The sequence below is a fragment of the Hymenobacter lapidiphilus genome, assembly GCF_003417065.2.
Taxonomy (GTDB): domain Bacteria; phylum Bacteroidota; class Bacteroidia; order Cytophagales; family Hymenobacteraceae; genus Hymenobacter.
Window position 1 is genome coordinate 52580 of the sequence record NZ_QVLT01000016.1, and the last position, 14424, is coordinate 67003.

11 protein-coding genes are annotated in these 14424 nt (G+C 62.2%); 5 read left to right on the plus strand and 6 right to left on the minus strand.

Annotated elements, in window-relative coordinates; all coding sequences use genetic code 11:
* Positions 1 to 98 precede the first annotated feature (98 nt).
* Entirely contained in the window at positions 99 to 3299 is a 3201-nt protein-coding gene (locus tag D0N36_RS11120) for an efflux RND transporter permease subunit (protein ID WP_116941462.1), read from the plus strand.
* A complete protein-coding gene (locus D0N36_RS11125) occupies positions 3292 to 4731 on the plus strand; it encodes a TolC family protein (RefSeq protein WP_116941463.1) in 1440 nt (479 codons plus the stop codon). Before D0N36_RS11120 ends, D0N36_RS11125 begins: the two co-directional genes overlap by 8 nt.
* Before the next feature lie 164 nt (positions 4732 to 4895).
* Here D0N36_RS11125 and D0N36_RS11130 read toward each other — a convergent pair whose 3' ends face one another.
* Positions 4896 to 6224, minus strand: coding sequence for a sensor histidine kinase (locus tag D0N36_RS11130; protein ID WP_116941464.1), 1329 nt, complete (start codon positions 6222 to 6224; stop codon positions 4896 to 4898).
* Between the two features lie 9 nt (positions 6225 to 6233).
* Entirely contained in the window at positions 6234 to 6914 is a 681-nt protein-coding gene (locus tag D0N36_RS11135) for a response regulator transcription factor (RefSeq protein WP_116941509.1), read from the minus strand.
* Positions 6915 to 7049: 135 nt separating this feature from the next.
* Here D0N36_RS11135 and D0N36_RS11140 point away from each other — a divergent pair, with 135 nt between their 5' ends.
* Positions 7050 to 7796, plus strand: a complete 747-nt coding sequence (locus D0N36_RS11140) for a TIGR04283 family arsenosugar biosynthesis glycosyltransferase (protein ID WP_242478883.1) — start codon at positions 7050 to 7052, stop codon at positions 7794 to 7796.
* 74 nt (positions 7797 to 7870) lie between these two features.
* Here the strand turns inward: D0N36_RS11140 and D0N36_RS11145 are convergent, their stop codons facing one another.
* Entirely contained in the window at positions 7871 to 9430 is a 1560-nt protein-coding gene (locus D0N36_RS11145; RefSeq protein WP_116941466.1) for an ABC transporter permease/substrate-binding protein, read from the minus strand.
* Between the two features lie 126 nt (positions 9431 to 9556).
* Complete coding sequence (locus tag D0N36_RS11150; RefSeq protein ID WP_116941467.1) at positions 9557 to 10567, minus strand: ABC transporter ATP-binding protein; 1011 nt, start codon at positions 10565 to 10567, stop codon at positions 9557 to 9559.
* 240 nt (positions 10568 to 10807) lie between these two features.
* Here D0N36_RS11150 and D0N36_RS11155 point away from each other — a divergent pair, with 240 nt between their 5' ends.
* Together D0N36_RS11155 and D0N36_RS11160 are read left to right on the plus strand one after the other, a co-directional pair.
* Complete coding sequence (locus D0N36_RS11155; RefSeq protein ID WP_190242633.1) at positions 10808 to 11371, plus strand: phosphoglycerate mutase family protein; 564 nt, start codon at positions 10808 to 10810, stop codon at positions 11369 to 11371.
* A gap of 85 nt (positions 11372 to 11456) precedes the next feature.
* Positions 11457 to 12854 carry a M20/M25/M40 family metallo-hydrolase gene (locus D0N36_RS11160; RefSeq protein WP_242478884.1) on the plus strand — a complete coding sequence of 466 codons (1398 nt, stop codon included), beginning with the start codon at positions 11457 to 11459 and terminating at the stop codon, positions 12852 to 12854.
* A gap of 94 nt (positions 12855 to 12948) precedes the next feature.
* Here the strand turns inward: D0N36_RS11160 and D0N36_RS11165 are convergent, their stop codons facing one another.
* Together D0N36_RS11165 and D0N36_RS11170 are read right to left on the minus strand one after the other, a co-directional pair.
* The gene (locus tag D0N36_RS11165; protein WP_116941469.1) at positions 12949 to 13182 is read right to left on the minus strand and encodes a hypothetical protein; all 234 of its coding nucleotides are present in this window, start codon (positions 13180 to 13182) and stop codon (positions 12949 to 12951) included.
* Positions 13183 to 13503: 321 nt separating this feature from the next.
* Positions 13504 to 14331, minus strand: a complete 828-nt coding sequence (locus tag D0N36_RS11170; protein WP_116941470.1) for an OmpA family protein — start codon at positions 14329 to 14331, stop codon at positions 13504 to 13506.
* Between the last annotated feature and the right edge of the window lie 93 nt (positions 14332 to 14424).

Here is a 14424-nt window from a genome sequence, read left to right on the forward strand (position 1 = left end):
AATCAATACCATTGCAACGAAGCGGTAGAGATGCTTCAACTCCGCTCCGCTTCGCTCAGCATGCCTCGGTTTTTTAGCCGCTAACAACTCAAAAACCTATGTTCAGTAAATTCATTCGACGGCCGGTTTTTGCCGTCGTCATTTCCATTGTCATCATCTTTTTGGGGATGCTGGCCATGAATACGCTGCCGACTTCGCAGTTTCCGGAGATTTCGCCGCCCATGGTAATGGTGAGCGTGGCCTACCCGGGGGCCAGCGCCAAGGTGCTCACCGAGTCGGTGCTGATTCCGCTGGAACAGGCCGTGAACGGCGTGCCGGGCATGAAGTACATGACCTCCGACGCGGTGAGTGCGGGCGAGGCCAACATTCAGATTGTGTTCAATCTGGGTACCGACCCCGAGCAGGCGGTAGTGAACGTGAACACGCGCATCGCGCAGGTTATCAACCGATTGCCTATTCTTGTGCAGCGCGAGGGCGTGATTGTGAACCGCGTGGTGCCCAACATGCTCATGTATGTGAACCTCTACAGCAAGGACAAGAACACGGACATGAAGTTCCTGTTCAACTACGCCGGGGTGAACATGATACCCGAAATCCAGCGCATCAACGGCATCGGGCGGGCTTCCATTCTGGGCAGCCGCCAGTACGCCATGCGCATCTGGCTCAAGCCCGACCGCATGCGGGCCTACAACATCTCGGCCGACGACGTGATGAAGGCCCTGGATGAGCAGAGCGTGATTGGCTCGCCCGGCCGCATTGGCCGCTCCGACGGCGGCCAGTCGCAGGCGCTGGAGTACGTGCTGACGTATGAGGGCCGTTTCAGCGACGTGGAGCAGTACAAAAACGTGATTCTACGAGCCAACGCCGAGGGCGAAAGTCTGCACCTCAAAGATGTAGCCGATGTGGCTTTGGGCTCCGAATTCTACGACATCTACTCCAACCTCGACGGCTACCCTTCGGCGGCCATCGTGCTCAAGCAAACCTACGGCTCGAACGCCAAGGACGTAATTGCCGAGGTGAAGGCCAAGCTCGATGAGCTGAAGAAAACCATGCCGCCCGGCATGGACTACAAAATCAGCTACGACGTGTCGAACTTCCTCGACGCCTCCATCGAAAACGTGGTGCACACCCTGCGCGACGCCTTTATTCTGGTGGCCCTGGTGGTGTTCCTGTTTTTGGGCGACTGGCGCTCGACGCTGATTCCGATTCTGGCCGTGCCCGTGTCGCTGATTGGGGCGTTTATGGCCATGCAGGCGTTCGGGCTCACCATTAACATGATTACCCTGTTTGCGCTGGTGCTCGCCATCGGTATTGTGGTCGATGACGCCATTGTGGTGGTGGAAGCGGTGCATGCCAAGATGGAGGAGAAGCATTTGTCGCCCTACGGGGCCGTGCGCGAGGTGATTGGCGAAATCAGCGGGGCCATTATTGCCATTACCATCCTGATGACGGCCGTGTTCGTGCCGGTAGCCTTCATGAGCGGTCCGGTGGGCATTTTCTACCGGCAGTTCTCGATTACCATGGCCTCCGCCATTGTTATTTCGGGCATCGTGGCCCTCACGCTGACGCCGGTGCTGTGCGCCATGATTCTGAAGGACAACCACGGCAAGCCCCGCAGCAAGTCGCCCATCAACCGTTTCCTCGACTGGTTCAACCGGGGTTTTGAGAAGCTGACGGGCGTTTACGTGGGCTTTCTGGAGAAAGTGGTGGACCGCCGGGTGGTGACGTTCCTGGTGCTGGCCGCCTTTGGCTTCGGCATCTTCGGTATCTCGACCACCCTGCCTTCGGGCTTCATTCCGGCCGAAGACCAGGGCATGCTCTACGCCATTATCCAGACGCCGCCCGGCTCGACGCTGGAGCGCACCAACGCCATTTCGCAGGACTTGCAGCGGCTGGCCAAAGACGTGCCCGGCATTGCCAGCATCTCCACGCTGGCCGGCTATGAGGTGCTCACCGAGGGCCGCGGCTCCAACGCCGGCACCTGCCTGATTGACCTCAAGCCCTGGAGTGAGCGCAAGGAATCCATCCACGACATTGTGCTGGCGCTGGAAGAGAAGGCCAAGGAAATTCCGGGCGCGACCATCGAGTTCTTTGAGCCGCCGGCAGTGCCGGGCTACGGCGCGGCGGGCGGCTTCCAACTGCAGCTGCTCGACAAAACCAACACCGGCGACTACAAGGCCCTGGAGCAGGTGAACGATGAGTTTATGGTCAACCTGCGCAAGCGCAAGGAGTTAGCCGGCTTGTTCACGTTCTACTCGGCCAACTACCCGCAGTACGAGCTGCAGATTGACAACCAGCTGGCCATGCAGAAGGGCGTGAGCATCGGCAACGCCATGAACACGCTCAGCATCATGATTGGCTCGACCTACGAGCTGGGCTTCATCAAGTACCAGCGCTTTTTCAAGGTGTACGTGCAGGCTTCGCCCGAGTACCGCCGCCTGCCCAAGGACATTCTGGACATGTGGGTGAAGAACGACAAGGGCGACATGGTGCCGTTTTCGGCCTTCATGAAGATTAAGAAGAGCCAGGGCGCCAACGAAATCAACCGCTACAACATGTACACCACGGCCTCGATTCGGGGCGACGCCGCCGCCGGCTTCAGCTCGGGCGAGGCCATTAAGGCGGTGCAGGAAGTGGCGGCCAAAACGCTGCCCCGCGGCTACGACATCGACTGGGGCGGGCTGAGCAAGGACGAAGTGGGCCGCGGCAACGAGGCCGTCATCATCTTCATCACCGTGCTAGGCTTCGTGTACCTGGTGCTGGCCGCCCAGTACGAAAGCTTCCTGCTGCCGCTGGCGGTGGTGCTCAGCCTGCCGGCGGGCATCTTCGGGGCCTTTTTGCTGATTAAGGTCATGGGCCTGGCCAACAACATCTACGCCCAGGTGGGGCTGGTGATGCTGGTGGGCCTGCTGGGCAAGAACGCGGTACTGATTGTCGAGTTTGCGGTGCAGAAGCACGAGGAGGGCATGACGGTTCGGGCGGCGGCCATTGAGGGCGCGAAAGTTCGTTTTCGCCCGATTCTGATGACTTCCTTCGCCTTCATTGCTGGCCTGATTCCGCTGGTGCTGGCCACCGGCGCGGGCGCCATCGGCAACCGCACCATCGGCACGGCGGCCCTGGGGGGCATGCTGTTCGGCACCGTATTCGGCGTGGTTATCGTGCCCGGGCTGTACTACATTTTCGGCACGATGGCCGCCGGCCGCAAGCTTATTCAGGATGAGAATGAGAATCCGCTGTCGGAATTCGAGCCCCACGTAATTGTAACCGAAGAAGACCAAGTTGCCCCCACTCATGCGTAAGAAGAGCCTGTACAACTATTTAGGGGCCGCCGCCTTTGCGGTGGCTCTGGCGGGCTGCGTTACGCCGGGCATTGTGCCCCGCACGGCCAGCCACACGGTGCCGGCCGCCTACGCGGGCAGCACCCCCTCCGACAGCACCAACCCCGCCCAGCTGCGCTGGAAGGAGTTTTTCACCGACCCCAACCTCACGGCCCTCATCGACACGGCCCTGCGCAACAGCCAGGAGCTTAACATCGCGCTGCAGGAAATCCAGATTTCGAAAAACGAAATCCAGATTCGGAAGGGCGAGTACCTGCCGTTTCTGGGCGTGGGCGTGCGCTCCGACGTGGGCCGGCCGGGCCGCTACACGCTGCGCGGCGCTACCGAGGAGCAGGTGAACATCCGGGAAGACCAGCGCAACCCCAACCCGCTGGCCAACCACCAAGTGGGCGCGTTTGCGAGCTGGGAGGTTGATATCTGGCACCGGCTGCGTAACGCCCGCAAGGCCGCCGCGTTGCGCTACCTGGCCAGCGTGGAAGGCCGGAACTTCACCGTCACCAACCTGATTGCCGAAGTCGCCACCTCGTACTACGAGCTGCTGGCGCTGGATAACCAGCTGGCCATTACGCGCCAGAACATCGAGATTCAGCGCAACGCGGTGCAGCTGGTGAAGCTGCAGAAGGAGTCGGCCCGCACCACCGAGCTGGCCGTGCAACGCTTCGAGGCCCAGCTGCACAACACGCTTAGCAACCAGTTTACCATCCAGCAGCAAATCACGGAAACCGAGAACCGTATCAACTTCCTGGTCGGCCGCTACCCGCAGCCGGTCGTCCGCAACGACGCCTCGTTCAATGCCCTGGTGCCGCCGCTGGTGCGGGCCGGCGTACCGGCCCAGCTGCTGCAGAACCGCCCCGATATCCGCCAGGCCGAGCAGCGCCTGCTGGCTTCCAACCTCGATGTGCAGGTGGCCCGCGCCGCCTTCTACCCGGCGCTACGCATCACCGGCTCGGCCGGCTTCGAGGCCTTCAAGCCGGGCCTGATTTTCACCACGCCCCAGTCGCTGCTGTTCTCGGCGGCCGGCGACCTGATGGCCCCGCTCATCAACCGCAACGGCATCAAATCGGTGTACAGCAGCGCCAACGCGGCCCAGATTCAGACCGCCTACAACTACGAGCGCACGGTGCTGAATGCCTACGTGGAGGTAAGCAACCAGCTGGCCTGCCTGCGCAACCTGGGCCAGAGCTACGACGAAAAGGCCCGCGCCGTGGCCGCGCTCAACCAGTCGGTGGCCATTTCCAACAGCCTGTTCCGCTCGGCCCGCGCCGACTACACCGAGGTGCTCTTCACCCAGCGCGACGCTCTGGAAGCCAAGTACGACCTCATCGAGCTGAAGATGAAGCAGCTCAATGCCCAGGTAAACGTGTACCGCGCGTTGGGCGGTGGCTGGAACTAGGAGGACAGGTTGCAGGCACCCCAGGCGCCAATAAGGTGGAGTTCAGGAGGAATGTGGAAAGGTGCCCGGTGAGAATGAAGCTGATTACCGGGCACCGCGGCCGTTCAGGCAGCAGCGGCCGGTTAGCGGGCCCGGTACCCATCTGGCTAAGCGTTGCGGGGCAGTTAGCTGAAATGCAGAGTGAACGTGGTGCCCTGGCCCTCCGTCGATTCTACGGTCAGCCGGGCCTGATGGAACTCGGTAATGGTTTTGGCGATGGGCAGCCCCAACCCATAGCCCTCGGGAGCCGCCGCCCCGGCCTGAACCCGCCGGAACCGGTCGAACAGATAGGGCAGGTGGCGGGCCGCAATGCCCGGTCCGGTATCGGTAATGGCTAGTTGGTAGCCGCCCCCGGAAGCGGGGCGGCCCGTGATTAGTATGCGGCCACCCTCGCAGTTGTACTTGATGGCGTTGCTGACGAGGTTGAAGATCAGCGTGAACAGAAGCGTTGGATTGGCCTGGGGCAGCACGTAGTCGGGCTGCAAATCCTGGCGCAATACAATTTCGCGCTGGGTTAGTCGGTCCTCCAGTTCCTCGGCCACATCGGCCAGCACGGCCGCCACCGATACCGATTCGTCGCGTAGGTACTGCTCGTTTTCGATGTTGGCAATGAGCAGCAGGGTTTTTACGGTATTCCGTAGCCGGTAAAGCGTCTTCTGCGAGTCCACTATTTTCAGCAGATGGGCCTCGTCCAGAGTAGGATCCTGGAGCATGTTCTCAAACCTCGTTTGCAGAATGCTGACCGGCGTAAGCAGCTCGTGCGACACGTTGCTCATAAACTCACGCTCCTTCTCGAAAGCCGACTGCACCAGCCGCATCATATCGGTGAGGCTGCTGTCGAGGCGCTGGAAATCGGCGGTGGTGGTAGCCAGCGGCTCGTAGGAGAAGGCCGACGGGTGGTGCACGCCTTCGAGCCGCCGCACAATAAGCTGGTGCAGCGGCCGCAGCAGATGGTGGGCAAAAGCCGCGTCCGACAAGACAGTAACAAAAGCCCCAATCACGAGTACCCAGAGCGCCATTCGTCGTAGCGTAGCGGTCAGCAGCTCCACCGTCGCCAGCGACGAGCCGATTTCGAGGCGGTAGCGCCGGCCCGCAGAGACGAATTGCCGGCTTATAATCCGGAAATCCTCCACCTTGCTATCAACCTGGCGGGGTTCGTCGAAAATGCGAAGGCGCGCCGGGAGGGCGCTACTCGCGGCCGCTGGCAACGGTGTGAGGGTGATGTATTCCTGCTTGAGGATATTGTAATCGGCATACTGCTCGCCCTGCACGAAGGTGGTAATACCATCGCGGCGGATAAGCGTCAGTACTTGCTCGCACTTCTCGCGCAGCTGCTCGTCGGTGTGGCTCACTGCCACCCGCTCCACGATGGGCGGAATCAGCAGGGCCCCCAGCAGTACCAGCAGCAGCTTCGAGAGGGTATTGAACAGCGCCAGCTTGGCTTCAAGACGCATGGCAGACGGTCAGTTTTTAATCGAATACCCGATGCCGCGCACGGTTTCGATGAAATCGGCGGGGGCGAACTGGCTGAGTTTTTTACGCAGGTTTTTGATGTGCACGTCGATGTAGTTGGAGTCAGAATCGTCTTCGAGCACGTTGCCCCACAGGTGCTCGCCAAGCTGCAGGCGGGTGAGCACCCGGTTGCGGTGCAGCAGCAGGTAATGCAGCAGGTCGAATTCTTTTTTGGTCAGCGGCACATCCTGGCCCCCGTGGCGAATGGTGCGGCCGCTGACATCGAGCGAGAAACCGTCTCCAAAAGTGATTTCCTGGCGCTTGAGGCCAAATTTGCGACGCATAACGGCCTGCATCCGGCTCTGCAATTCCAACAGCGAAAAGGGCTTGGGCAGGTAGTCATCGGCCCCCAGGTCGAGGCCTTTCACTCGGTCGTCGATGCCTCCGCGCGCCGTCAGGATGATGAACGAGGCTTCTTGGCGTTCATTCTGGCGAGCCTCGCGCAGCAGGTCGAGGCCGTCGCCGCCGGGCAGGCCCAGGTCGAGCAGCACAAAATCGTAGCTGTTCGTAAATATCTTCTCCGAGGCTTCGGCGTAGGTAAAGGCTGAATCGACCAAGTATTGCGACCCGACCAGAAACTGCCGCACCTCGTGGTGCAGGCTTTTTTCGTCTTCAACCAGCAAAACGTGCATAGAAAGCAGGGCGTAAATGAACCCCCAACTTACGCAGCTGGCCATGAAGAAGGGATGAATACGGAACCGGCTTATCCGTGAGCTGCGCTGAATAGTAGCTGCCCGGGCGGCTGGTTTCGTAAGTTGGGGCTAGTATTGCCCGTCGCCCGCCTCTACGTATCCATGCCCTCCGGCCCCGCTGCTCCGCTGCTTTTCGTCAGCATCATCATTCCCACCTTCAACGAAGGCAGCCACATCGGCCGGCTGCTGGCTCACCTGCGGGCCATCAATGGCGCCGATGCGGCCGTGGAGCTAGTGGTGGCCGACGGTGGTAGCCTCGATGATACGGCCGCCGAAGCCGCCGCCCACGGCGCCCGGGTGGTGCAGTGCCCGCGCCGGGGCCGGGCCGCCCAGCTCAACCACGGCGCCGCCCGCGCCACCGGGCAAATCCTGTATTTCCTGCACGCCGACTCGCTGCCGCCCGCCACGCTGCTGCCCGATTTGCGCGCGGCCGTGGCAACCGGGGCCGTGGCCGGCTGCTACCGCCTGCGCTTCGACGAGCCGCACTGGTTTCTGGCGGCCAACGCCTGGTTTACGCGCTTCAACTTCAACGGCATCCGCTACGGCGACCAGAGCCTGTTTGTGCGGCGGGAGGTGTTTGAGCGGGCCGGTGGCTACCGCGAGCAGCTGCAGCTGCTCGAAGACCAGGAAATCGTGGGCCGGTTGCGGCAACACGGCCCGTTTCGGGTGCTGCCGGGCTACATTGTCACCTCGGCCCGCAAGTACCGCCGCAATGGTATCTACCGCCTGCAAGCCGTTTTTGCGCTGCTCACCGGGTTGTTCTGGCTGGGCGTGCCGCAAGCCCGGCTGGTACAGCTGTATCAGCGGCTGGTGCGGGGCTAAGGGGAATCTGGGCAGCATAGCTAGGAACAGCGGAATTATACAGCTAAAATCAAGCGCAGTTTAAGCCGCCCCAGCTACCGCAGATACTTGCTCAGCTCCGATACCGTTCGGATACCCAGCTGCTCGGCCTGCTGCCGACGCATGAGCAGCGCATAGGTGTTGTTGAAGCCCAGCGGCGCCAGCCACTCCAGCTGGTAGCGGCGGCGGTACTCGCGGCGCACATAGGCCAGCACGGCGGCCGGGTCGGGGCCCAGCGAGTCGAGCACGGCAGCCGATGGTTGGAGCACTACTAGCAGCCCGGTGCCGGTGTACTCGGGGTAGAGGTCGATGGCGCCGGTACGCAGCGCGTCGGCGCAGATGCTGGTGCCGCCCAGGCCCGTTTTGGCCTCCACCTGCAGGTTGGTGTAGCCTTTGATGAGGGCCGCGTACATTTCAGCCAGAATATACTGCTCCCCAAAAATCTTGGAGCCCAGCCGAATGGTAGCCCCGGTGGCGGGCTGCGGCTCGCGCCACAGCCCACGGCGGCGCAGGAAATCGTGGGCCACGGCCCGGGGCGTTTCGTGGCGGATGTCCACCCGGTAGTTCAGCTCCGTCATCACCGAATCGGAGAGCTGGCCGGCGAGGCGGGCCAGGGCCGGGGCCAGCTCGGGGTGGGCCTGCAGCGTCTGGCGGCGCACCACGGGCACGGCCTGGTAGGGCGGAAAGGCGTGGCGGTCGTCGTGCAGTACCCGCAGGTCGTAGGCCCGGATGCGGCCGTCGGTCGAGTAGCCGTCAATCAGGTCCACGTCGCCGCTCCGGACCGCCTCATACACCAGCGCCGGGGCCAGCACCACCGAGGCCGGGTTGAGCCCATAAAGTTGGCGCAGACCCGGCAGCCCATCGGCGCGGCCCACAAACTCGGGGCTAAAGCCGGCCAGCAGCTTGCTGGTGGCACGGGGCAGCAGGTAGAGGCCCGCCAGTAGGGGCAGGGCCAGCAGCAGCGCCCGCCCAGCCCACACCAGCCGCCGCCCCCGCAAGTGCTGCAGTCCGGCCAGCGCCCCATCAAACAGCAAGGCCAGCACCGCCGCCGGAACAGCGCCGGCCAGAATCATGGCCGGGTTGTTCAGGGCAATGCCACCAAAAATGAATTCGCCCAGCCCGCCCGCCGCCACGTAGGCCGCCAGTGTGGCCACGCCCACATTAATCACGGCCGCCGTGCGGATACCGGCCAGCAGCACCGGCAGGGCCAGCGGCAGCTCTACGCGGCGCAGCACCTGCCCGTCGGTCAGGCCCAGGCCGCGGGCGGCATCCACCACGGCGGCATCTACGCCCTGCACGCCCGCGAGCGTGTTGCGCACAATGGGCAGCAGCGAGTACAGAAACAGCGCCACAATGGCCGGCCCCGGCCCGATACCCATCACCGGAATCAGAAAGCCCAGCAGCGCAATGCTCGGAATGGTCTGGAGCACGCCGGCCCCGCCCAGCACCCACGGTGCCAGCCGCGGCCGGCGCGTGAGCAGCAGCCCCAGCGGCACGCCCACCATCACGCCCGCCAGCAACGAGGCCGCCGTCAGCCCGATGTGCTGCAGGATCTGCTGGCCCAGTTTATCGGCCTGTGCCTGCCAAAAGGCGAAGAGTTCGGTAAGGATGGTCAAGGTGAAATGTAGGAAATATGAGGGGTAAAGAACGTGTAGGGGCGGGCTTGCCCCCGCCCGCCGTTCAACGGCGGTGCATGGTTCGTTCAACGGCGGGCGGGGGCAACCCCCGCCCCTACACGTTCTTTACCCCCCTTCCGCCAGCCGTCGTACTGCCCGACCGAAGGCGGCCATAAGCGTGGCGTAGGTGAGGGGCCGGACGGTGCTTTTCGCCACCTGTACCCACACCGTGGGCTCGCCGGAAGCCGGGACCGGGGTGTGGCTCAGCTTCTCCAGTGTATCATGTATCGATGCTGTAGATGAAAGGGGCTTATTGCTTGAATTAGTGAGACTTGCCAATTCAAATACGTCGGTTTCTGGTAGCTCGCATAGCACGTCGGCCAGCCGCAGCGCCCGCAACTGCAGGGCCAGCTGCTCGGCCCCGAAGAAGCGGCGTACGAAGTCGTTGGCAGGGCGCAGCAGCAGCTCGCGAGGCGGCCCCAGCTGCTGCACCCGGCCGGCATCGAGCAGCAGAATCTGGTCGGCCAGCTCGAAGGCCTCGGTTACATCGTGGGTGACGAGCACCATTGTTTTGCGGCGCAGCTCGGGCAGCTCCCGGAACTCGCGCCGGATGCTGGCCCGCGTGATGGGGTCGAGGGCGCCGAAAGGTTCGTCGAGCAGGATGATGGGCGGGTCGGCGGCCAGGGCCCGGGCCAGGCCCACGCGCTGCTGCTGGCCTCCGGAAAGCTGGCTGGGGTATTGGTTCGCGAACCGCTCGGGCGGCAGGTGCAGGCGGCGCAGCAGCTCCTCGGTGCGGGCGGCCACGGCGGCCGGGGCGTGGCCCAGCAACTGCGGCACCACGGCCACGTTTTCGGCCACCGTGTAATGCGGCAGCAGCCCCACCTGCTGAATCACGTAGCCCATGCCCCGGCGGAGCAGCTCCGGGGGCTGGCTTCGCACATCTTGCCCGTTGATGAGCACCGTGCCGCTATCAGGTTCCACGAGGCGGTTGAGCATGCGCAGCAGCGTGGTTTTGCCGCAGCCGCTGGGCCCCAGCAGCACCAGCGTCTGGCCTGCTTCCACCCGAAACGATACATTCTGCACCGCCGCGTGGCTTTCGTAGTGCTTGGTCAGGTGGCGGGCTTCAATGGCGAGCATGGTAGCTGGAATAGGATGGTGAAAGGTAAGGCGGGAAAAGGCAGTGGGCCGGGCGGCGGGCCAGGGAAGCCAGCAGACCGCCGGGAAATCTTTCTGCGCTGCTCAATCACCCCAGACTTGCCCGGTTCCGAATCTGGCTTAGCTTTGAGCAAACAACCACCGGCGGCCCGTGCCTATGCAAACCGAGTTCGGCCGCCCACATCTTCCGGTTGCCCGACCGGACTCAACGGCTCTTTCCCCATGATCAAACTGTCTGCCCGTCGGCTCCTGCTTTATTTCAGCCTGCTGCTGACCCTGGCTGCCTGCGTGCGCAAGGCCGCCCCGGTAGCCACTGCCACCGGCCCCGAAACCCGGGTGTACGTAGTGCGCCACGCCGAAAAGGACCTCACGCCCGGCCTCACCGACCCACCCCTGACGGCCGAAGGGCAGATGAGGGCGCAGTCGCTGGCCGCTGCCATTCCGCGCCAGACGCGCCTGAGCGCTGTTTTCAGCACCAACACCGCCCGCACCCGCACCACGGCCCAGCCCCTGGCCGCCGCCCGCGCCCTGCCGGTGCTGCTGTATGATGCCCGCGACCTGCCCGCGCTGGCCGTCCGGCTCCGCCGCGACTACCCCAACCAGAATGTGCTGGTAGTGGGCCACTCCAACACCATCCTCGAAACCGTGGATGCCCTGGGTGCCCCCCGGCCCGTGCCCCTCATCCCCGACGAAGCCTACGATTACCTGCTGGAGGTGCGCCTGCCAGCCGATGCCGCCCGGCCAGCCACGGCCGTTGCGCATCACTACGGCGTGCAGAGCCACTAGCCAGGGCCGGGACGCTGCAACCCGGCGGCTCGCTTATGCTTCTATTAGCCACTCTACCGGTTTCTTTTCCCTCCTTTTTTCTTCCATGATGTTTTCTGCCCTTCGCCGCCGCGCCCTTGCGCTGGTGCTGCTGTTGCTTGCTGTTCCGCTGGCCGCCCAGGCCCAGACTCCCACCGCCACCGACTCGGTTAACATTCGCCGCATTTATGATGAGGCCCTGGCCCGTGGGCAGAGCTACGAGAACCTGCGCTACCTCACCGGCCAGATTGGCGCCCGGCTCAGCGGCTCGCCTCAGGCAGCCCAGGCCGTGCAGTGGGGCCAGCTGACCATGGAAAAACTGGGCCTCGACCGCGTGTATCTGCAGGAGGTAATGGTACCGCATTGGGTGCGCGGCAAGCCCGAAAAAGCCACCATCCGGGCCGATAAGGGCAAGGGTGTGAGCCTGAACGTGGTTGCGCTGGGCGGCTCGGTGGGTACCGGCGGCAAGCTGCGTGCCGGCGTGGTAGAGGTGCAGAGCCTGGCCCAGCTGGCCGCTTTGCCCGAAGCGCAGGTAAAGGGCAAGTTTGTGTTCTTCAACCGCCCCATGAACCCGCTGTATATAGAAACGGGCCAGGCCTACGGCGAAGCCGGCGACCAGCGCCGCTCCGGGGCGGTAGCCGCCGCGAAGCGGGGGGCCGTAGGCGCGCTCGTGCGCAGCCTCACGCTGGCCCAGGACGACCTGCCCCACACCGGCACTATGAGCTACCAGGAGGGCGTGGCAAAGGTGCCCGCCGCCGCCCTCAGCACCAAGGGTGCTGATGAGCTGAGCCAGCTGCTCAAGGCCGACTCCAACCTGAGCGTAGAACTGGAAATGAGCTGCCAGACCCTGCCCGACGTGAAAAGCTACAACGTCATCGGCGAAATAAAAGGCACGAAGTACCCCGAGCAGATCATTACCGTGGGCGGCCACCTCGACTCCTGGGACCTGGGCCAGGGCGCCCACGACGACGGTACGGGCTGCGTGCAAAGCATGGAGGCCCTGCGCCTGCTGAAGGCCACCGGCCTGCTCCCCGAGCGCACCGTGCGGGCCGTGCTGTTTATGAATGAGGAAAACGGCAACCGCGGCGGCATCAAATACGCCGAAATAGCCAAGGCCAACAACGAAAACCACCTCGCCGCTATGGAGTCCGACGGCGGCGGGTTTACGCCCCGGGGCTTCAATATCGATGCCGCGCCGGCCGTAGTGCGCAAAATTGAAGTCTGGCAGCCCCTGTTTGCCCCCTACGGCAGCGGCCAGTTTGCCCAGGGCCACGCCGGCACCGACATCGGCCCACTGAAGGGCCAGGTGCAGGCCCTGGTTGGCTATGACTGCGACTCGCAGCGCTACTTCGATATCCACCACACCGCCGCCGATACTTTCGATAAGGTAAACCGCCGCGAGCTGGAGCTCGGCGGTGCCAGCATGGCCGCGCTGGTATATCTGCTAAGCAAATACGGCCTGTAACAGCCTCGCCTGGCTGGTAGGAATTACGCCGCAACAAAAATGCCCGACTGCCATTGGCAGCCGGGCATTTTCAGGTATACACTTACCGGAAATATTATTCGGCAGTAGCGTTTTTGCGCGGACGGCCGGGGCCTTTGCCAGTGGTGCTGGCGGCGCGCGGCTTGCGCTCCTTCTTTTCAACCTTGTAGCCAGGGTCCAGCATAGCGTTCATTTCCTCCATCATGCTGTTGATTTTAGAAGCCTGCTTACGAATGCGGGTCAGAAGCGCGTGGTTGTCTTCGGCGCTGTTGAGGATTTCCTGGAGCTTATTGAGGTCGTTGGTTGCCATTGGAGAAATAAATGGGTTGAGAAATTATGAGGTTGCAAAGTTGCCTGTTTATTTTTATTTCACAAGTACTTTTGCGTCCGGAATAATCCCGATACGTGAAAAACAATAAACTGTCTGGTCAGGAGAATAAATAAAGTGACGCTATAAAAGCAGGTAGCCTGCATGTCCGGCTATTAATTCGGATACACAGGCTACCTGCTTTTAGAATATTACTGGCCCTGTAAGTTGGATAGTTTACTGCCGGGAGATACAGTTTCCACCTACAAGGCACAGACTAATTAATACGCCGCGGTATGATCGAAACCATCGGCTGAAAGACCGTTAATTCTGCTCCAGAATTTGAAACAGCTCGTCGAGCTTGGGCGTCAGAATAATTTCGGTACGGCGGTTAAGCGCCTTGTTGGCCGGGGTATCGTTGGCCGCAATGGGCACAAATTGCGCCCGGCCCGAAGGGGTTACCTGCGAATCAGAAAGGCCCGATTCGGTGAGAATACGCGTGATTTCAGTTGCCCGCAACACGCTTAAATCCCAGTTGTCCTTCGCCCCGTTCACCACGCCGCGCAGCGGTACATTGTCGGTGTGGCCTTCAACCAGTACGTTCACGTCCTGGTTGCCTTTGAGGGCGGCAGCCAGTTTTTTGAGGGCTTCCTGGCCTTTGGGGTCTACTTTGGTCGAGCCCGATTTGAAGAGCAGCTGCTCGGAAAGCGACACGTAAACTTTGCCGTTTTTCACGTTTACCTGCAAATCCTGGGCGTTGAAACCGAGGAGCGCGTCGCCTACTTTCTGGCGTAGCGCCTTTACGGCGGCTTCCTTCTGGTCGAGCACGCGCTGCATTTCGGCAATGCGCTCTTCCTTGGTCCGCAAATCGGTGGAAAGCTGAGAATTTTCCTGCTGTGCCCCGCTCAGACTTTGGTTGAGCTGGTTTACCTGCTGATTTTTAGAAAGCAAATTACTGCGTAACGATTCTTCGTTACGCGCCTTTTCATTTTCGAGGGCCGATTTCTCAACCTGCAGCTGGTCGCGGGCCTGGGCCGCCTCCTGAAATGAGCGTTGAGCAGCGTCAAATTGTTTCTGCGATACGCAGCTGGCTGAGCCAATGAGCAGAGCTGCTCCGCAGAGCACTTTGGGGAAAACGGAAGAAAAGTACATACGAGTAGTAGAAATGAAAAAACAGTGAAGCAGTAGATAAAACTGCCGCAAAAATAATTCTGTGCAGTTACACCGCTACAACGGCTCAACCGT

Bases quoted from the DNA above. Each gene is read 5' to 3' on its own strand.
- D0N36_RS11120 (WP_116941462.1), top strand. From the start codon at position 99: ATGTTCAGTAAATTCATTCGACGGCCGGTTTTTGCCGTCGTCATTTCC.
- D0N36_RS11125 (WP_116941463.1), top strand. From the start codon at position 3,292: ATGCGTAAGAAGAGCCTGTACAACTATTTAGGGGCCGCCGCCTTTGCG.
- D0N36_RS11130 (WP_116941464.1), bottom strand. From the start codon at position 6,224: ATGCGTCTTGAAGCCAAGCTGGCGCTGTTCAATACCCTCTCGAAGCTG.
- D0N36_RS11135 (WP_116941509.1), bottom strand. From the start codon at position 6,914: ATGCACGTTTTGCTGGTTGAAGACGAAAAAAGCCTGCACCACGAGGTG.
- D0N36_RS11150 (WP_116941467.1), bottom strand. From the start codon at position 10,567: ATGCTCGCCATTGAAGCCCGCCACCTGACCAAGCACTACGAAAGCCAC.
- D0N36_RS11155 (WP_190242633.1), top strand. From the start codon at position 10,808: ATGATCAAACTGTCTGCCCGTCGGCTCCTGCTTTATTTCAGCCTGCTG.
- D0N36_RS11160 (WP_242478884.1), top strand. From the start codon at position 11,457: ATGATGTTTTCTGCCCTTCGCCGCCGCGCCCTTGCGCTGGTGCTGCTG.
- D0N36_RS11165 (WP_116941469.1), bottom strand. From the start codon at position 13,182: ATGGCAACCAACGACCTCAATAAGCTCCAGGAAATCCTCAACAGCGCC.
- D0N36_RS11170 (WP_116941470.1), bottom strand. From the start codon at position 14,331: ATGTACTTTTCTTCCGTTTTCCCCAAAGTGCTCTGCGGAGCAGCTCTG.